General features: G+C 63.8%; 16 protein-coding genes and 1 other RNA gene. 9 read left to right on the top strand and 8 right to left on the bottom strand.

Features of this window, described 5'->3' with window-relative positions; all coding sequences use genetic code 11:
* Positions 1-13 precede the first annotated feature (13 nt).
* The 5 genes from L0V05_RS02195 to L0V05_RS02215 form a co-directional block, all read right to left on the bottom strand.
* Positions 14-1,627: an ABC transporter ATP-binding protein gene (locus L0V05_RS02195; RefSeq protein WP_234868047.1), complete on the bottom strand. Its 1,614-nt coding sequence runs from the start codon at positions 1,625-1,627 to the stop codon at positions 14-16.
* A complete protein-coding gene (locus L0V05_RS02200; protein ID WP_234868049.1) occupies positions 1,624-2,733 on the bottom strand; it encodes an ABC transporter permease in 1,110 nt (369 codons plus the stop codon). Before L0V05_RS02200 ends, L0V05_RS02195 begins: the two co-directional genes overlap by 4 nt.
* Before the next feature lie 3 nt (positions 2,734-2,736).
* Entirely contained in the window at positions 2,737-3,825 is a 1,089-nt protein-coding gene (locus L0V05_RS02205) for a microcin C ABC transporter permease YejB (protein WP_234868051.1), read from the bottom strand.
* A 51-nt stretch (positions 3,826-3,876) separates the two neighbouring features.
* A complete protein-coding gene (locus tag L0V05_RS02210; protein WP_234868053.1) occupies positions 3,877-5,790 on the bottom strand; it encodes an extracellular solute-binding protein in 1,914 nt (637 codons plus the stop codon).
* 182 nt (positions 5,791-5,972) lie between these two features.
* Complete coding sequence (locus tag L0V05_RS02215) at positions 5,973-6,494, bottom strand: c-type cytochrome (RefSeq protein WP_234868056.1); 522 nt, start codon at positions 6,492-6,494, stop codon at positions 5,973-5,975.
* 152 nt (positions 6,495-6,646) lie between these two features.
* On the opposite strand from L0V05_RS02215, the gene L0V05_RS02220 reads away from it, so the two are divergent.
* Positions 6,647-7,480: a prephenate dehydratase gene (locus L0V05_RS02220; RefSeq protein ID WP_234868058.1), complete on the top strand. Its 834-nt coding sequence runs from the start codon at positions 6,647-6,649 to the stop codon at positions 7,478-7,480.
* Positions 7,481-7,487: 7 nt separating this feature from the next.
* Here L0V05_RS02220 and L0V05_RS02225 read toward each other — a convergent pair whose 3' ends face one another.
* Entirely contained in the window at positions 7,488-7,955 is a 468-nt protein-coding gene (locus L0V05_RS02225; RefSeq protein WP_234868060.1) for an SRPBCC family protein, read from the bottom strand.
* Between the two features lie 33 nt (positions 7,956-7,988).
* Positions 7,989-8,948 (bottom strand): NAD(+) diphosphatase, encoded by a 960-nt coding sequence (gene nudC, locus L0V05_RS02230; protein ID WP_234868062.1) that lies wholly within the window; start codon positions 8,946-8,948, stop codon positions 7,989-7,991.
* Positions 8,949-9,157: 209 nt separating this feature from the next.
* Here nudC and L0V05_RS02235 point away from each other — a divergent pair, with 209 nt between their 5' ends.
* Both L0V05_RS02235 and L0V05_RS02240 read left to right on the top strand, forming a co-directional pair.
* Positions 9,158-10,960: a 5'-nucleotidase C-terminal domain-containing protein gene (locus L0V05_RS02235; RefSeq protein WP_234868064.1), complete on the top strand. Its 1,803-nt coding sequence runs from the start codon at positions 9,158-9,160 to the stop codon at positions 10,958-10,960.
* Between the two features lie 58 nt (positions 10,961-11,018).
* On the top strand, positions 11,019-11,645 hold the full coding sequence (locus L0V05_RS02240; RefSeq protein ID WP_234868066.1) for an HAD family hydrolase: 627 nt from the start codon (positions 11,019-11,021) through the stop codon (positions 11,643-11,645).
* Here the strand turns inward: L0V05_RS02240 and L0V05_RS02245 are convergent.
* Positions 11,638-13,017 carry a M24 family metallopeptidase gene (locus L0V05_RS02245; protein ID WP_234868068.1) on the bottom strand — a complete coding sequence of 460 codons (1,380 nt, stop codon included), beginning with the start codon at positions 13,015-13,017 and terminating at the stop codon, positions 11,638-11,640. The two genes, L0V05_RS02240 and L0V05_RS02245, sit on opposite strands and share 8 nt — an antisense overlap.
* Before the next feature lie 112 nt (positions 13,018-13,129).
* Here L0V05_RS02245 and L0V05_RS02250 point away from each other — a divergent pair, with 112 nt between their 5' ends.
* The 6 genes from L0V05_RS02250 (at position 13,130) to recR (ending at position 18,724) form a co-directional block, all read left to right on the top strand.
* A complete protein-coding gene (locus tag L0V05_RS02250) occupies positions 13,130-13,615 on the top strand; it encodes a hypothetical protein (RefSeq protein ID WP_234868070.1) in 486 nt (161 codons plus the stop codon).
* 57 nt (positions 13,616-13,672) lie between these two features.
* An RNA gene (gene ffs / locus L0V05_RS02255) (signal recognition particle sRNA small type) lies at positions 13,673-13,769 on the top strand.
* 156 nt (positions 13,770-13,925) lie between these two features.
* On the top strand, positions 13,926-14,969 hold the full coding sequence (gene rsgA / locus L0V05_RS02260; protein WP_234868072.1) for a ribosome small subunit-dependent GTPase A: 1,044 nt from the start codon (positions 13,926-13,928) through the stop codon (positions 14,967-14,969).
* A gap of 1,068 nt (positions 14,970-16,037) precedes the next feature.
* Positions 16,038-17,756 (top strand): DNA polymerase III subunit gamma/tau, encoded by a 1,719-nt coding sequence (locus L0V05_RS02265; protein ID WP_234868075.1) that lies wholly within the window; start codon positions 16,038-16,040, stop codon positions 17,754-17,756.
* A gap of 13 nt (positions 17,757-17,769) precedes the next feature.
* Positions 17,770-18,123 (top strand): YbaB/EbfC family nucleoid-associated protein, encoded by a 354-nt coding sequence (locus L0V05_RS02270; protein WP_234868077.1) that lies wholly within the window; start codon positions 17,770-17,772, stop codon positions 18,121-18,123.
* A gap of 1 nt (position 18,124) precedes the next feature.
* Positions 18,125-18,724, top strand: coding sequence for a recombination mediator RecR (gene recR / locus L0V05_RS02275; protein WP_234868080.1), 600 nt, complete (start codon positions 18,125-18,127; stop codon positions 18,722-18,724).
* The last annotated feature ends 13 nt before the right edge of the window (positions 18,725-18,737 follow it).

Below are 18,737 nucleotides of genomic sequence, written 5' to 3' on the forward strand. Positions count from 1 at the left end.
CGCCTTGCCCCTGTCAGCCATCCGAAGCCGGAACGATCGGCCCGAAGGCCGCGCTCAGAAGTCGCTGCGTGTATTCGGCCCTGGGCGCCTCAAACACCTGCTGCCCTTCGCCCGCCTCGACCACATCGCCGTTCTGCATGACAATTACCTTGTGCGCCATAGCCCGCACGACGCGCAGGTCATGGCTGATGAAAAGATAAGCCATACCCCACTTGCGCTGGAGCGAGCGCAGAAGTTCGACGATCTGCACTTGCACTGTCATGTCGAGTGCCGAAGTCGGCTCGTCCAGTACGACAAGCTTAGGCCGCAGGATCATGGCGCGGGCGATCGCGATACGCTGGCGCTGGCCGCCCGAGAATTCATGCGGATACCGCCCCATCGCGGCGGGGTCGAGCCCGACCTCGGCCATGATCTCGGCGACCATCTGCCGCCGGTCGCGCCCTGGTTCGACGCCATGAACGCCAAGACCCTCGGCGATGATCTGCTCGACCGTCATCCGCGGGCTCAGGCTGCCGAACGGGTCCTGGAACACGATCTGCAGATCGCGTCGCAGGTCGCGCAAACCGGCCTTGGTCTCGGCCTGAAGGTCGCGCCCCATGAACACCACGGGCCCGGTCGAAGGGATCAGCCGCAGGATCGCAAGCGCCAGCGTCGTCTTGCCGGACCCACTTTCCCCGACGATACCGAGCGTCTCGTGCGAGCGGACCGACAGCGACGCATCATTCACCGCCTTCACATAGCCTACAGTGCGGCGCAGGAAACCGGCATGGATCGGGAACCAGACCCTCAGGTGTTCGGTGCGCACGATCTCCGGCGCGCCAGCTGGAACCGGATCAGGGCGGCCCTTCGGTTCCGCGGCCAGAAGCTTCTGCGTGTAGGGGTGTTTCGGATCCGCAAAGATCTCGGCCGCCGGCCCCTGCTCGACGATCTCGCCATTCTGCATGACGCAGACCCGGTCGGCGATTCGGCGCACGACGCCCAAGTCGTGGGTGATGAACAGCATCGACAGACCCTCGCGGACCTTGAGCTCTGCCAGCAATTCGAGGATCTGCGCCTGGATCGTCACGTCAAGCGCCGTCGTGGGCTCATCGGCGATCAACAGTTCCGGGCCGTTTGCCAGCGCCATCGCGATCATCACCCGCTGCCGCTGTCCGCCGGACAGCTGGTGCGGATAGGCGTCAAGGCGCGTTTCGGCGTCGCGGATGCCGACCTTTTCCAGAAGTTCCAACGTCCGCGCGCGCGCCGCCTCGCCCTTCAATCCCTGGTGCAGTGCAAGGCTTTCGCCGATCTGCCGCTCGATCGTGTGCAGCGGGTTCAGGCTGGTCATCGGCTCCTGGAAGATGAAGCTGATGTCGTTGCCTCGCACCTTGCGCAGCTTGGCTTCGGGCAAGTTCAGCAATTCCTCTCCGGAGTAACGGACGGATCCCCGGATGATCGCGCTGTCTGGCAGCAGCGACACCGTGGACAGCGCCGTGACGGACTTTCCCGATCCGCTTTCGCCGACCAGCGCTACCGTTTCGCCCCGCCCCACGGTGAAGGAGACGCCGCGCACGGCCTCGATCACCCTTCCGTCCTGATGGAAGCCGATGCGAAGGTCTTCAACTTGGAGAACTGACGAATGGCTCATCGGAAGGTCTTCCGTGGATCGAAGGCGTCGCGCACCCCTTCGAAGATGAAGACCAGAAGGCTCAGCATGATGGCGAAGGTGAAGAAGGCAGTGAAGCCCAGCCAAGGCGCCTGAAGGTTCTGCTTGGCCTGCAGCGTAAGCTCGCCAAGCGACGGCATCGAGGCCGGAAGGCCGAAGCCGAGGAAGTCGAGCGCCGCAAGCCCCGCGATATTGCCGGTGACGAGGAAGGGCAGCATGGTCAGCGTCGCGACCATCGCGTTTGGCAGCACATGGCGGAAGATGATCGTACGGTCCCGCACGCCGAGCGCGCGCGCCGCCCGGACATATTCGAAGTTTCGCGCCCGCAGGAATTCGGCCCGGACAAGGCCGGCAAGGCTCATCCAGTTGAACAAGAGCATGAGCAGGACAAGCAGCCAGAAGTTCATCGGGACGATCGCGGCCACGATGATGATGACGTACAGCGCCGGAATCGCCCCCCAGATCTCGATCACCCGCTGGAAGATCAGGTCGGTCAGACCGCCGAAATAGCCCTGCACCGCCCCCGCTGCGACCCCGGTCATCGAGGTGAGGAAGGTTACGACAAGGGCATAGAGGATCGACAGCCGGAAGCCATATATCACTCGCGCCAGAACGTCGCGCGCCGTGTCATCGGTGCCAAGCCAGTGCTGCGCGTCAGGCGGCGAAGGCGCGGCCCCCTGAATGTCGTTCACGGTGTTGAAGCTGTAGGGGATCAGCGGCCATACGATCCAGCCCGTCTCGACTGTCTCGCCATCCACCGTCCCGCTGTCGCGAGCCGAAGCGATGGTGGCTTCCGGATCGTCGAAGCAGGTTTCCGACCCGGCCGCGATGATGAGGCACTGCACCTCGATGTCGCGATAGACGGCCTCGGTCTTGAAGTCGCCGCCGAAGGCTGTCTCGGGGTACATCTTGAAGATCGGGAAATAGAGACTGCCGCGATAGCTGACAACGATCGGCTTGTCGTTCGCCAGAAGCTCGGCAAACAGCGACAAGCCGAACAGGATCGAGAAGACGATGAGCGACCAGAAGGCACGACGGTTGGCGCGGAAGTTCCGCCAGCGGCGCTGGTTCAGGGGGGAAAGCACCATGCCCTAGCCCCGCCGCTCGAAGTCGATCCGGGGGTCGATCCAGACATACATCAGGTCCGACACCAGCCCCATGACAAGGCCGATCAGCGAAAACATGAAGAGCGTGCCGAAGATCACCGGATAATCGCGCGCCACCACGGCCTCGAACCCGAGCCTCCCCAGACCGTCGAGAGAGAAGATCGTCTCGATGATGAGCGAGCCGCCGAAGAACACGCCGACGAAGACGGCCGGAAAGCCCGCGATCACGATCAGCATGGCGTTGCGGAAGACGTGCCCGTAGAGCACGCGCGATTCCGAGAGGCCCTTGGCGCGGGCAGTCATCACGTATTGCTTCTTGATCTCGTCGAGGAAACTGTTCTTGGTCAGAAGCGTGAGCGTGGCAAAGGCCGAGATGGTCGACGCGATGACCGGCAGGGTGATGTGCCAGAAATAGTCGCCGACCTTGCCGATCAGGCTCAACTCGTCCCAGTTTTCTGAGGTTAGGCCGCGCAGCGGAAAGATCTTCCAGTAAGACCCGCCGGCGAACAGCACGAGAAGCAGGATCGCGAACAGGAAGCCGGGGATCGCGTAGCCCACGATGATCGCGCCGCTGGTCCAGGTGTCGAAGGGCGTGCCGTCGCGCACGGCCTTGCGGATGCCGAGGGGGATCGAGACGAGATAGGCGATCAGCGTCGACCAAAGCCCGATGGTGATCGAGACGGGCATCTTCTCGAGCACCAGATCGACGACCGAGATCGAGCGGAAATAGCTCTGCCCGAAATCGAAATGGGCGTAGTTCCACATCATGTCGAGAAACCGCTCCAGAGGCGGCTTGTCGAAGCCGAACTGCTTCTCGAGGCTCTTGATGAACTCGGGCGGCAGGCCACGGGACCCGATGTATTGCGGATCGGACGCGCCGGCATCCTCGATCCCGCCGCCGGCATCCCCACCGCCCGCGATGTTCTGGAAGGTGTCACCACTGCCCTCAAGCCGGGCAAGGACCTGTTCGATCGGGCCGCCAGGGACGAACTGGGTGAGCGTGAAGTTGATGACCATGATCCCGAACAGCGTCGGAATCATCAGCAGCAACCGCCTCAGGATATAGGCACCCATATGCCCTACTGCCCCGTTCCCTGCCTTGCCCGCCTTGTTCTTCTTGCAGGCTTACCTCAGCGCGCCCGACGCCTTGAGCGCGGCGGCCTTTTCGGGGTTGTACCACCAGATGCTCAGTTCGCCCAGTGCATATGGGGGTAGCTTCTCGGGATGTTCATACATGTTGTAATAGGCGACGGTGTGCTTGTCCTTGTACCACTGCGGAATCCAGAAACGGATGTTGCGCAACACCCGGTCGAGCGCCTTGGTGGCAACGGTCAACTCATCATTGGTCTTGGCGGCAAGCACCACGTCGATCAGCTGATCCACGGCCTTGTCCTTCAGCCCCATCACGTTGAACGAGGACACATCGGCAGTCTGCGAGCCGTAATACTGCTTGAGCTCAGATCCCGAGATATAGTTGCTGCGGGCATTGCCGACGATGAGGTCGAAGTCATAGACGGGCGGGCGCGTCCGCGACTCCATCTGCGCATCGTCGACATGGGTCATCTTCGCGTCCACGCCCAGCTTGCGCAGGTTCTCGACGAAAGGATTGATGACCCGGTCGAAGGTCTGGCTGTCGTTCAGGATCTCGACCGCCAGAGTTTCACCCTTTTCGTTGCGCCGCATCCCGTCGGGGCCGACAAGCCAACCCGCATCATCCAGAAGGTCGGAGGCCTTGCGCAGGTTCTCGCGGTCCAGCTGCCGCGCACCGGATACCGGGGCCATCACAGCGGGCTGGGTCAGGATGCTTTCCGGCAGGAGCTTCTGGTCCACCAGCGGTTTCAGGATCGCAACCTCTTCCGGACTGGGCGCCCCCTCGGCTGCAAGCCAGCTGTTTTCCCAGACTGAATTGATCCGTGCATAAAGGTCGTAGAAAAGTGTCGCGTTCGACCATTCGAAGTTGAACATCAGGCCAATCGCCTCGCGAACCTTTGGGTCCTGGAACTTTGCGCGCCGCAGGTTGAACAGGAAAGCCTGGCCATTGGCCTTGTTGCCATCGGGAAGCTCGACCTTGATCACGTCGCCCGATTGAACCGCAGGGAAATCGTATCCCGTCGCCCACTGGATCGACGATGCTTCGTTCCGGAAGGTGTAGTTCCCGGCCTTGAAGCCTTCGAAAGCGGAATTATAGTCGGCGTAGTATTCGATGCGGATCCGGTCGAAGTTGTTCTGTCCGACATTGAAAGGCTGTTTCTCTCCCCAGTAATTCGGGTTGCGCCGGTAGGTGATCGTCTTGCCGACATCCATGCTGTCGAGGATGTAGGGCCCGGTTCCAAGGAAAGGTTGCAGGCTCGATTCCTCGAGATCCCGCTTGTTGGCCACATAATCGGCCTTCGACAGGATCGGCAGGCCGCCAACATCGGCGGGAAGGTCGCGGGTTGGGACACCCGTCTTGAAGGTGAACTTCACGCGGTGCGGGCCAAGAACCTCCGCACCCTCTATCTGCTGCGCGAAAATGGTCCGGAAATCAGTCAGTCCCTTTTGCAGGAAGGTCTGGAACGTAAACACGACATCATCAGCCGTCATCGGCGTTCCGTCGGAGAAGCGGACATCGGGGCGGAGGTTGAAGATGACCCAGGACCTGTCCTCGGGATATTCCATCGTTTCGCAGAGAAGGCAGTATGACGATCCGATCTCGTCAGAGGGCGAGACGAGGATGCTTTCGTAAAGCGATGAGGACAGGGCCGCGGCGCGCCCCTTGACCGAATAGGGATTCATCGAGTCAAAGCCGCCAAAGGCCCATTCCGAGATTTCACCCCCCTTCGGCGCATCCGGGTTCACATAGTCGAGATGCTTGAAGTCCGCCGGGTACTTCAACTCGCCGAAGGTCGAGATGCCATGCGATGTGATGATCGTCTGAGCGGTCGCCCCGCCCGTTCCTGCCCCAAGGGCGAGAACCAGAGCCCCGGCTGCCAGCCAGCCCCGCCAATCAGAGTACCGGCGGTGCATCGCGGTCGCGAAAAGGCTGTGGCTGTGGGTCATTCTGCTTGGTCCTCTACCTGTCGCCGCATTCTGCGGGTCCCGGGCAATCCTGTCCGGTTTATCACTTTCTCAATGCGCACCGCGGGCTGATCAAGGGCGTTTCGCGCGCTTGTGTCGCCGCGTGATCCCCGCGAACGAAAAAGGCCGCCCGAAGGCGGCCTCTTGATCGGTGGTAGTGCCAATCAGGGCAGCGTCGCAAGATACGCGACGACATTGGCCCGGTCCTGTTCCTTCGGCAAACCGGCGAAGGACATCTTCGTGCCCGGGGCAAAGGCCTTCGGGTTGGTCAGGAATGTGTTAAGGTGGTCCGGGGTCCAGGTGTCGGCCGAGTGCGACTTCAACGCATCCGAATAGGCAAAGTCCGGGACCGAGGCGGTGGCGCGGTTCACGACACCGTTCAGGTGCGGACCGGTCGCGTTCGTGCCGTCGACCTTGTGGCAGGACTTGCACTTGGCAAACACTTTCTCGCCGGCCGCTGGATCGGCAGAGGCCAACAGTTCCTCGAAGGCCGGGCCAGCCGCAGCATCCTCACCGGTGGAGGCTGCCTCCTCGCCCGTGTCGATGACATAGGCCTCTTGCGCACCTTCCTCATGGCCCGGGCCGATGTAGTAGAGCGACGAACCGGCCCATCCGATCAGAAGAAAGACGAGCAGCGACCCGCAGAGGGCACCGAAGGCCTTGGTGAAAGTCATCGTATCGAACATGGTGCGTCCCGTCGTGCCGTGATGGTTCCGGTCGGTATCTACCTGCTTCCCCTGTCAGGTTTCAAGGTGTAGTAGCGCGACGAATTGCCCAAACTGCCGAATGGCATCCAATTCCCGGGGCAGGAAGCGAACGGAGTGTCCCGATGGAGCAAATGACCGGCAGAATCGCCTTTCAGGGCGAACCTGGCGCCTACTCACATCAGGCCTGCCGCCAATCCCGCCCGGATATGGAGGCAGTTCCCTGCCCGACCTTCGAGGAAGTCATCGATCTGACCCGCCGCGGCGAGGTCGATCTGGGGATGCTCGCCGTCGAAAACTCGACCTACGGACGGGTGGCGGACGTTCACACGCTGCTGCCGCAGAGCGGGCTGCACATCATCGACGAGGCCTTCGTCCGAGTACATATCAATCTGCTGGCCGTGAAGGGCACGCGGATCGAGGACGTCAAGCGCGTACGCTGCATGTCGATCCTGCACGGCCAGTGCCGGACCTTCATCAAGCAGCACGGGCTTGCCACGATGAACTGGCACGACAATGCCGCCGCCGCGCGCGAGGTCGCCCGGTTGGGCGAACCGGCCGAAGCTGCGCTTGCCTCGGAGTTGGCCGGCGAGATCTACGGGCTCGACATCCTCGCCCGCCACATCGAAGACCAGTCGAACAACACGACCCGCTTCCTCGTCATGGCGCGCGAACCCGACCTGTCGCGCCGTGGCAGCGGACCGATGATTACGACCTTCACCTTCCGTGTCCGCAACATACCGGCCGCGCTTTACAAGGCGCTTGGCGGTTTTGCGACCAACGGCGTCAACATGACCAAGCTGGAAAGCTACATGGTCGGCGGGTCCTTCACCGCAACCGAGTTCTATGCCGATATCGAAGGGCATCCCGAAGATGCGGCCGTTGCACGGGCGTTGGAAGAGCTGCGCTTCTTCACGACACAACTCAATATCCTCGGCGTCTATCCGTCCGATCGCAGCCGCGACTGACGACGGCCTATCCCTCGCGACGGAACCTTTCTCCGATCTCCAGCCCAATGCGGGTGACACGCTCGGCAAACTTTGCCTCAAGCCGCTTGCGCCCTAGCCGCAGCGTCTGCAAGTACAGCCGCGCGGCGAGCGTGCGCGGCTTCACCTCAATGTGCACCGTAAGGCGTGTGCGGCGCGGACCCATCGGGATCAAGTCCGCCTGCAGCCGGCCATCGACGGACGTACCGAGTCCGCTTAGGCCCAGGCTCCGCGGTTCGATCATTTCCTCGACCCGTATGGCCAGCGTGCGACGGCGCCCCCGGAAAGGAAAGCTCGCCTTCCAGCCCATGCCCTGTCCGGGTTGGCGCATGCGGTCCGTCCGTTCCAGTTCCACCCCACGGCGCAGACCCGCGCGTTCCCACGCCGCGAAATCCGCGAGGTTTGCGAAGACAAAGCCTTGCGGTGCTTCGATATCGGTTCTGGTTCCGAATTTCATGGTCTGGAGCGGCGAGCCTGCATGTGTGACATCTCAATCCAGCCGATCGGCCAGCCAGTTGGCAATGAGGAAATGCGCGATCGCGCCCCGGCGCGGCGATTTGATCCGGTCATGACCGCCCGCCATGATCCGCACCATCTCTTCCCGGCTCACCCAGAGAGCGTCTTCGATCTCGGTCGGGTCGATCCGGACTTCTTCCTCCAGTGCTTCGGTCTGACATCCCAGCATCAGCGAGGCCGGAAAGGGCCAGGGCTGGCTTGCCAGATAGCGCACCGATCCGGTTCGAATCCCGGTCTCTTCCAGAACTTCGCGACGGACCGCCGCCTCGATCGTCTCGCCCGGCTCGATGAACTCGGCAATCAGCGAATACATCCCCTCCGGCCAACCGGGTGACCGCCCCAGCAAGAGCCGATTGCCCCGCGTCACCAGCATGATGACCACCGGATCGGTCCGCGGAAAATGGCTTGCCCCGCAGGCACCGCAGCCTCTCTGCCACCCCGCCATAGCGGCAGTGGACGCCGCGCCGCAGACGGCGCAGAACCCATGCGTCGAATGCCATTGCAGAAGCGCCCGCGCTGTCGCTGCGCATTCGGCATCGAGCGGCGACAGCCGGGTCATCACGCCCCGCAGTTCGACAAAGGCGTGATCGTCGCCAAGTGCCGGATGGCGCTGTTCCGAGGCATCGAAAAAGCCTGCCTGCACAGCAGCTTCGTTCGCGGGAGGGATCCAGCCGGTCAGATCGGCGGCAAACAACGCCTGCCCGTGATGCAGCCCAAGAAAGATGCGCAATCCGGCATCGGCCAGAACCGGATGCGTGGGAGAAAGCCAGCCCAGAGCGGGCACTTCGCCAGACCGAAGAAGCACCTTTCCCCGCCAGAGCGGAATCACCCGTCCCTGAGCCCAGGCTGCATCGATGCGGCCGGAATCCCCGCGCCAGGCCGCGGCGCGATCCAGATCCGACCCGCCGAATGTCACCGTTTCCGCAAGACGCATCGTCGCCCTCCGCCCCCCTTCTTGCCGGGCGTGTCCGCCAAGGCAAGGGACGAAGAAGCCAAGCGTGCTGCGCGGGTTGCAAATACAACCCAGACGGGAAAAAACATCGCCAGTTCTGATCCCGGTGATGGGCAGAATCGGCAGTATTGGATAGACAGAGGAGGCGTCGGGCCATCCCGGCGCAGCAATAGTCAGTCCATGTGCAAGAGATGCCGAGTTCGAACCGGACGGAAAACGAGATCCAGCTGCGTATCCTGGCAACCAGCGACCTCCACGCAACCCTCCGAGGCTTCGACTATTGCTCAGAAATGCCTCTGCCAGGCCTCGGGCTCGATGGTGCAGCGGCTCTGATCGGGCAGTTGCGGCGCCAGGTGCGCAACAGCCTTCTGGTCGACAATGGCGACTTCCTCCAGGGCAATCCGTTGGCCGACCTCTTTGCAGAGCCGGTGCGCGATCGGCTTCATCCTGTCGTCGCAGCCATGAACAAGCTTGGCTATGACGCGGCGGCGCTTGGCAATCACGAATTCAACTACGGGCTTCCGGCGTTGCGCCATGCCATTGCCGGCGCCCGCTTTCCAATACTTTGCGCCAATATCGCCATGCTCGGCGGCGAACTCCCGGTTGCCAGTACGCATATCCTGCTGGAGAGGAACATGCTCTTTCCGTCCGGGCGACAACAGCCCCTGCGCATCGGATTGTTTGGACTGATCCCGCCGCAGGTGAAGATCTGGGATCGCCGGAACCTGGAAGGGCGGATCGAGGTGACCGACATGGTCGACGCGGCTCGTGTCACGATCGCCGCCCTGCGTGCCGAGGGGGCGGATCTGGTGATAGCCCTCTGCCATTCCGGAATCGGGTCAACCAATGCTCCCACCGGGTCCGAGAACATGGCGGGACAGGTGGCGGCCCTCGACGGGCTTGATGCGATCGTGGCCGGGCACAGCCATGACGTCTTTCCCGCCACTCCCAGTCTGAGTGAGGGCACCGTGCCCATGGTCCTGCCCGGCTGTTTCGCCTCGCATGTCGGGCTAATCGACCTGAGGTTGCGCCAGAACGACGATGGCCGTTGGCTTAGCCGGGGCTGTGCCGCGGCACTTCGGGTCGCCGATCACGTCGGGCCGCGAAACCTTCGTCTTTCGCCCGAAGCTCAGGCCGTGCGGAAGGCCTCTGCCGCAGCCCATCGCGCAACGCGGCTCAAGGTTCGCCGTCCGGTCGGCCGAACCGACGTGCCGCTGACCAGCCATCTTGCTGCACTGCCCGGTAATGCCGCCCTTGCGATCATCGCAGAGTCTCAGGCGGCCCATGTCGCCGCTGCCCTGCGCGGAACGCCATTCGAGCGTCTGCCGCTCCTTTCGGCCGCCGCTCCGTTCAAGTTCGGCGGACGCGGCGGCGCCGCACATTACACCAATGTCGCGCCCGGCCCCCTGGCCATCCGCAATGTTGCCGATCTCTACATCCATCCCAACCGGATCGCAGCCGTTGTCGTAACCGGCACGGAACTGAAGGCCTGGTTGGAGAAATCGGCCGAGTTCTTCCTGAGGGTCGTCCCGGGCCAAGCCAATCAGCCGCTTCTCAACCCAGACATCCATGCCTCGGATTTCGACGTGATCCATGGAGTCGATTACCAGATCGATCTGTCTGCATCGTGCGGGAAACGCGTCGTAGGTCTGAGCTTCGGCGAGGACCGGGTCGAGCCGGCCAAGCGCTATGTCGTCGCCACCAACAGCTACCGCGCCGAGGGCGGAGGCGATTTTCCGGGGGCGCAACCCGCCAATATTGTCCTGGAGGATCGCATCATGGTTCAGGATGTGCTGCGCGAACATATCGAACATGTCGGAACGATCCGCGGGCCGAGGCACTATCCCTTCGCCTTCAGGACTTTGCCGGGGACCTCTGTCCTGTTGGAAACCGCCAAGGCAGTGCGAGCAGAGTTGCCCTGCAGGACCGATCTTGCGTTGGAAGACCTCGGCGAAGGGGGCGAGGGTCTCGTGCGATTGCGGCTTCGGCTCTGATGCCCTTCAAAGCGCCGCGACGTTCAGTTAAACGGCTAGCGCTAGCAGGAGCAGGCGCATGTATGACGCGGTGGTATTTGACCTGGATGGAACGCTGATCGACAGCGAAAGCCTGACGCAAGCGGCGGGACTCGAGACGTTTCGCTCGTTCGGCATCGAGGTCGAGCCGGAGTTTCTTCACAGCCTGATAGGCGTCGACGACCAGACGAGCTCTACCGTGATCAAGGCGCGGTTCCCGCAACTCGATCTTGTTGCCTATGGCACCGCCTGGCGCACAAACGTCAGCCGGCACTGGAGCCAGGGCGTACCGCTCAAGCCCGGCACGGTCGAACTTCTGACGGCGATCCGCAAACCGAAGGCGCTCGTCACCTCATCGACGCGCTGGCAGGCGGACCAGAAACTCGACCTCACGGGGTTGGGCATTCATTTCGATCACGTGGTCACCTTCGACGATGTCACCTCGCCGAAGCCCGATCCCGAGCCCTATCTGCTGGCAGCCCGGCTGCTCGGCGTGACGCCCAAGCGCTGCCTCGCCTTCGAGGACAGCGAGACGGGGGCGCGATCGGCGCATAAGGCGGGAATGACCGTGGTGCAGATCCCGGACATCGTGCCGGCCTCGGGCGACTTCGCCCACCACGTCGCCGAAGATCTGCTTGCCGGCGCACGCGCCGCAGGACTCATCTGAGAGCAATCACAAGCGAAGGATCGAAAAGCCAGGGGGCTATGATCCCGCAGCTATCGGCAAGCGGCAGCAATGTCTCCGGGACGTCAAGTCCGATCCGGTCGCGCATGAACCGTGCCCGGGATGCACACCGCGCGGCAACTGCCGGATAGCTTGCGGCAAGATCTGCCTGCAAAGCCGCGTCGGCGATCACGTATCCATCCTCCATCCGGGTTGACCCGTAGACGGGATGCCCCGGGATGATATCGCACTGCATCGCCATGCCCGACCGCAGAGGCAGATCCGACCCCTCGGAAACCGGAGAGGACAGCCATTCGTCCATGCCGATCAGGTGGCCGGGATTGAGTTCAACCCCGAAGCGATCCTGCGGTAGCCGCTCCATCATCCGCCGCCAGACCTCTCCCCCCTTCACGCCCGGCCGCATCATGCTGCACCAGTCGGACAGCGCCGCCATGTAGGGAAAGGCGAAGGCTTCGAGATAATCCTGCGCGCCCTCGGGAAGGTCGGCCGGCCCCTCGGCCAACCAGCCCGCGCGGCAAATATTTGCGCCCCAGTGGCAAACGTTGAAAGAGATCGGGCTGCCGCGCCGCAGTCTCTCGCCGGTTGGCCCGCTCAGCCCCTGCGCAGCCCGTCCGCCCGTGGCAAAGGTCGCATGGCAGCCAAGCGGCAGGCCGCCGATACCTGCAGCCTCGAAGGCCGCGAAATCGGTCATCCCATCGTGGAAGGCGAAAACCATCCGCCGGAGTGCAGCTGCCGCCATGTGGTTGGCGAATTCGAGCCGCGCGATCTCTGAGGCATCCACCGTCGCCCGCAGACCATACCCGGGATGCATGAAGAGGTCGGTCGCATTGACGACCTCCCCCGCGATCCGCCGAAGGGGGTCGGCCAGGAAGGAGGGCAGATCGAGAGTCGTCGCCGGATCGTCGACCTCGCCAGCCTCGAAATACTTCCACCCCGCCGCGCCCACGCGCCCGCCGGCCGGGACCGCGTCCCGCAGAAGGTCGCCAAGTCGCGCGCTCTTGCGGGGCTGCGAGATCAGCGAAAAGCTCGCGCAATGCGCAACCGCGATGTCGCCGGCCTGGACCAGCGGCGAGATGCCGGTATAGGGCAGGCACTCGTTCCCCGCGAGCAAGAGCGCGCCATCCGGCCGCACCACCAGCAGCGTCTCCTCGAAGCGCGGGTCGAATCCGGTCAGCCACTGGATGTTTGCGAAATGCTCCCGGTCGCCATAGACGGCCAGCGCCGCCAGCCCGCGCGCGGCCATTGCCCCGCGTACTGCCGCGAGCCGCCTGCGAAGCTCGTCGAGCGTCAGGGGCGGCGGCAGGTCGGGAATGCCGGTATCGGGCCAGTCGATGCGGATCAATCTTGCGGTCATGCGGTCCTCCGTTCCGGCAAGGCTAGCCCGGGAAGGGGAAAGAGGGGAAGCGGCCAAGCAGCCTGCACAGCACGTTCACACTCTTGCCACGGTCCTGTGCGACGGGGAGGAGATGCTTTCGATCGAGGATCAGACCATCGTCTATCGACAGCCCCAGCTTCCCTGGGCTCTGCGGCTGTTCATGCTGATCCTCGGGCTCTCGCTTGCCATCGGGATGCCGTTGCCGTTCTTCATCCATCTCGACTGGCTCACGCCGTCGCCCATGATTCTGATCGGCCTCGCCTTCATGGTGATTCCTCCGGCCATGGGCGGCTTCCTTCTGGCCGCCGCCCTCTGGAGTGCGGCCGAACTGCGGATCGACCCGGCGACCGGGTGGGCGCAGCGGATCCTGCGCGGCCCCTTCGTCAACCGCAGCGACCAGTTTCCGCTGGCAGACCTCGCCGTGTCCGATGTCATCATGCGCGACTCCGACGATGGCACCTATCCCCTGCTCCGCGTGTCGATGCCCGGACGCCGGCGGCTCGACATGGCCTGCTTCTTCGACCGGGCCGAGGCGGAGCAGTGGCGCGCCCGGATTGAGCGCGCGCTAAGACCCTGATCCGGCCCCGCGACGCGCGGCTTGCGGAATCTCCAGCCCCGGCCTATATCCCCGCTCGAGAGGTTGGCGCGGGCAGGCGCCTCGCCAACCCGGTCAGGTCCGGAAGGAAGCAGCCGTAACGAGCCCCGCTTGGGTCGTTGTCCAGCCTCTCACCCGAAACCCCACGCAAAGGAGGACAGCATGAGCGAGACTGCAATCCTCCGGGCGCGGGCTGCCTGACGCCTTAGGCCGCAGGCCGCCTCGCCCGACCGATGACCGCCGGTGCCCATGAGAGGCATCCGTTCCATACGGTTCTTGCGAGGATCATACCTTGACCCCCCATCTCCTTGCCGGCCTCGGATGGTCGGCCGACTTCCTGCGTCAGCTCGATCTTGACGAGATCGGCCGCTGCTCCCCCGTCCGCGTTGCGACAGTCCACCGGACGAGGCTCGACCTGCTCGGCGAGGCGGGCAACCTGACCTTGCCCCTGCCACCCGGCCTGCCGGCCGGCGAGGTCGCGGTTGGTGACTGGCTTCTACTGACGCCGCATGGCGAGGCGATCCATCGCCTCCTCGACCGGCGCAGCCACCTGTCGCGCAAGGCGGCGGGCACAGGCGTTGCGCGGCAGGCGATCGCCGCCAATGTCGATACGCTGGCGATCGTGACCTCCTGCAACGCCGAATTCTCGGAAAGCCGACTCGACCGCTATCTTTCGTTGGCGCGGGCGGGCGGCGTAGCACCCCTGATCCTGCTCACAAAGGCCGATCTTGCAGACCCTTCCCCCTTTCGCGAACGGGCCGAGGCGACGGGGCGCGGTGTGCCGGTTCTGGTGCTCGATGCGCGCGATCCCCTGCAGGCTGCCGACGTTGCGTCCTTCTGCGGTCCGGGCCGCACGCTGGCGCTGGTCGGCTCCTCCGGCGTCGGGAAATCGACACTGGCAGCGACCTTGACCGGGCAAACGCTCGCCACACAGGCGATCCGCGAGGATGACGCGAAGGGACGCCACACAACCACGGCGCGACACCTGATGCCCACGTACGGTGGCGGCTGGCTGATCGACACGCCAGGAATGCGCGAGTTGCAGCTGGCCGACGCAGAAGCGGGGATCGCCGCCACCTTCGACGACATAGAGGCATTCGCCCGCGGCTGCCGCTTCTCGGATTGCGCCCATGATGGTGAACCCGGCTGCGCAGTTGCCGCCGCGATCGCGTCAGGAGAGTTGGACAAGGCCCGCCTGGCCCGATGGAGGAAGCTCATGAGGGAAGACCGGCTGAACACGGAGACCATTGCCCAATCCCGCGCAAGAGCCCGGACTTTCAGCCGAATGGTCCGTCACGCGATGCAGAAGCGTCATGGCCGCCCATGGCCCGACTGAAACGTCGAGTACAGGCCGCAAGCGCGAAATCAAGATAATGTTCCAAACCGGATGAAAAATCCTGACAAAACCAGGCGAACTTTCGAGGGATTCCAAGGTTATCTGGGAAATTGTTTTGCTATGGCTTGTGGTTCAGCCTGGCAGACACCATATCCAATTGATCCGCGCGGTAGTCCTGCGCGGTGTCATGGAGGTCCCAAGAATGGGTACCGACACTCCCAGAACATCGATCACTCCGGAGCAACAGACAGCCTCCACATTGCCCTTGGGCAAGGTCACCCCAGGTGACGCGAAGCCCGTGAAGGAAGCGGTTCCTGCACAGCAGCAGATGGGCGATGCCCCGTCGAAACCGAACGCCGAAACCCCAAAGCCGGGCATGGCATGAGTCGCCCAGTCCTGCCCGGAGTAAGGATCACGGGATGCGTTCCCGCGGCTAAAGGCAAGCCTATTGGTAGCGTCGTGGCGAATTCTGCGGCGGCACTCATACCCCTTGGAGGGTATGAATGGCGGGAGTTCTTCAGCCGGTTTGAAAGCGACATGTTCATCCTCAAGGCTATTCGCTGACTACCCTTATTCACAAGTGACACGATTACATCCCGCCTTTGTTCTGGCAGGGCTGGTCAACTGTTTCTGCGTGACGGGGCCTGACAAGACGATCCAGATTTGCAGGTCGTCGGTACCGGCCATGGTCATTGCAGGGACGTAAAGCGGCGGGGCTTGCTCCGCCGCTTTGCCATCATTCTCGCATCAAGAAGGACATGAGATGGGCTATTCCTCACCAAAGAAACCGTTCGACCTGAAAGACTTCCTGAGCAAGACGCATCAAAGCACGTATGTTCGCCGCCGCTTCTACCCTGCACCAGACAAGGGTGCCCGTGTACAACCGGCCAACACTCGTTCTTCCGAGGGATCGGCGCCAGACACGCCTGTTGTGCGCAACAGCTCTGACTGATCCGGCATCCCGAGATCACGATCCGGCCCGCCGGAACCCCTAACGGCTGGCCGGCTGCCGGTTGTCCTCTCGCGCCCCCATGTCTAATGTAACGCGGAGCCGAGAGCGGAGCCTCCATGTCCGACAACCAAGCCTACCAGGTCCTCGCCCGGAAATACCGGCCGCAGACCTTTGCCGACCTGATCGGACAGGAAGCGATGGTGCGGACGCTGAAGAATGCGTTCGAGGCCGGGCGCATCGCCCATGCCTTCGTGATGACCGGAGTGAGAGGAGTGGGCAAGACCACCACCGCCCGGATCATCGCCAAGGGTCTAAACTGCTTGAATTCTGATGGCCCGACCATCGAGCCTTGCGGCGAATGCGGGGCCTGCAAGGCCATCGCCGAGGGACGGCATGTCGATGTGCTGGAATATGACGCCGCCTCGAACACGCAAGTGGACAAGATGCGGGACATCCTCGCCTCCGTCCCCTACCGTCCGACCGAGGCGCGCTACAAGGTCATCATCTTCGACGAGGTGCACATGCTCTCGTCCGGGTCGTTCAACGCGCTTCTCAAGACGCTGGAAGAACCGCCCGCCCATGTGAAGTTCATCTTCGCCACGACCGAGATCCGCAAGGTTCCCGTCACCATCCTTTCGCGATGCCAGCGCTACGACCTGCGCCGGATCGAGCCCGAGGTCATGATCGCCCATCTGCAGGGCATCCTTGCCAAGGAAGGCGCGCAGGTCTCGCAAGAGGCACTGGCGCTCATCACCCGCGCGGCGGAAGGGTCGGTGCGGGATGCGCTGTCGCTCCTTGACCAGGCCATTGCCCATGGCGCGGGCGAGACGACGGGCGATCAGGTCCGCGCGATGCTGGGCCTTGCCGACCGGGGGCGGACGCTCGACCTGTTCGACCTGGTGATGACGGGCGACGCGGCAGGCGCACTCTCCGAGCTAGCTGCGCAATATGCCGATGGCGCAGACCCTATGGCGGTGCTGCGCGATCTGGCCGAAATCACCCACTGGATTTCGGTGCTGAAGATCACGCCCGAGACCGCCGAGGACCCGACCGTGCCGCCGGACGAACGCGCGCGCGGGCTCGACATGGCGGCGCGGCTTTCGATGCGGGTCCTCAGCCGCATGTGGCAGATGTTGCTCAAGGCGCTGGAAGAGGTGGCGCTGGCGCCGAATGCTATGATGGCGGCCGAGATGGCGATCATCCGCCTGACTCATGTCGCCGACCTGCCTGACCCCGAGTCGCTGGTGAAGAAACTGCAGTCGATGCCCGTGCCGGCGGCACCGGCACCGACGCGCCAGGCCCCGCCGCCCGGCACAGGGCCGCGCATGTCCGCGCCCTCGCGTGGCGGGGTCACGGCATCGGGAGCGGTTACTGCCCTGGCAGAAGCACCCGCCTCGCTCGCCGACTACGCCACGCGTGAAGCCATCGTCGCGCTGATCCGCGAGAAGCGGGACATGAAGCTGCTCCTCGAGGTCGAGACCTGCCTGCGCCCGGTCCATATCGCTCCGGGCCGGATCGAGTTCGAACCGACGCGCGATGCCCCGACCGATCTGGCCTCGCGGCTGGCACAGCGGCTGCAGGGCTGGACCGGTGCGCGTTGGGCAGTGTCGGTCACCGGGTCAGGCGGCGCGGCGACCATCGCCGAGGAGCGCAACCGCGACCATCTCGCCGCTGTTGCTCAGGCGCAGGAACTCCCGCTGGTCAAGGCGGTGCTCGCCGCCTTTCCCGGCGCCAGGATCAAGGAAATCCGGACCCCCGAGACCCTTGCCGCAACCGCGGCGACCGAGGCCCTGCCCGAGGTCGAGGACGAATGGGATCCCTTCGAGGACAACTGAAAAGGACAGAACGATGCTGAAAGGACTTGGGGGCCTCGGCGGCCTGGCCGACATGGCCGGAATGATGAAGAAGGCCCAGGAAATGCAGGAGCAGCTTGCCCGCATGCAGGAAGAACTCGGCAACCGCACCGTCGTGGGCGAGTCGGGCGCGGGCCTCGTCAAGGCCACGGCGACAGCCAAGGGCGAGTTGACGGGGCTCGAGATCGACCCGTCGATCTTCGTGCCTTCGGAAAAGGAAGTGGCCGAAGACCTGATCCTCGCCGCGATCAAGGATGCTCAGGCCCGCGCGGCCCAGCTGTCCAAGGACGAAATGGCACGGCTGGCGGAAAGCATGGGCATTCCGCCGGGCATGAAGCTGCCGTTCTGACATGGCGGATGCACCGCGCGACATCGAGCGGCTGATCGAGCTGATGGCCCGCCTGCCGGGTCTCGGCCCCCGTTCGGCCCGTCGCGCGGTCCTGCACATGCTGAAGAAACGTGAGGCGGTGATGGCTCCACTGGCGCAGGCGTTGGCGCAGGTGGCGCTCTCGGCCAAGGATTGCTCGATCTGCGGGAACATCTCGACCTCAGATCCCTGCCCGATCTGCACCGATCCTCGCCGCGCGACGGGCGAGATCTGCGTTGTCGAGACCGTGTCGGACCTCTGGGCGATGGAGCGCGGCCAAAGCTACCGTGGCAGATATCACGTCCTTGGTGGCACGCTTTCCGCACTCGATGCCGTCGGACCGGACGATCTGCGCATCCCCGCGCTGATCGACCGGGTCGGCAAGGAAGGGACGACCGAGGTGATTCTTGCGCTCAACGCCACTGTCGACGGCGCAACGACCGCCCATTACATCGCCGATGCGCTGGATCCGACCGGGGTTACCGTGACTTCGCTTGCACAGGGTGTGCCGATCGGGGGCGAACTCGACTATCTCGATGACGGAACCATCGGCGCGGCGCTCAAGGCACGTCGGCGGGTCTGACCAGAATCCCGGC

Source organism: Alitabrizicola rongguiensis (assembly GCF_021491355.1).
GTDB lineage: Bacteria > Pseudomonadota > Alphaproteobacteria > Rhodobacterales > Rhodobacteraceae > Aliitabrizicola > Aliitabrizicola rongguiensis.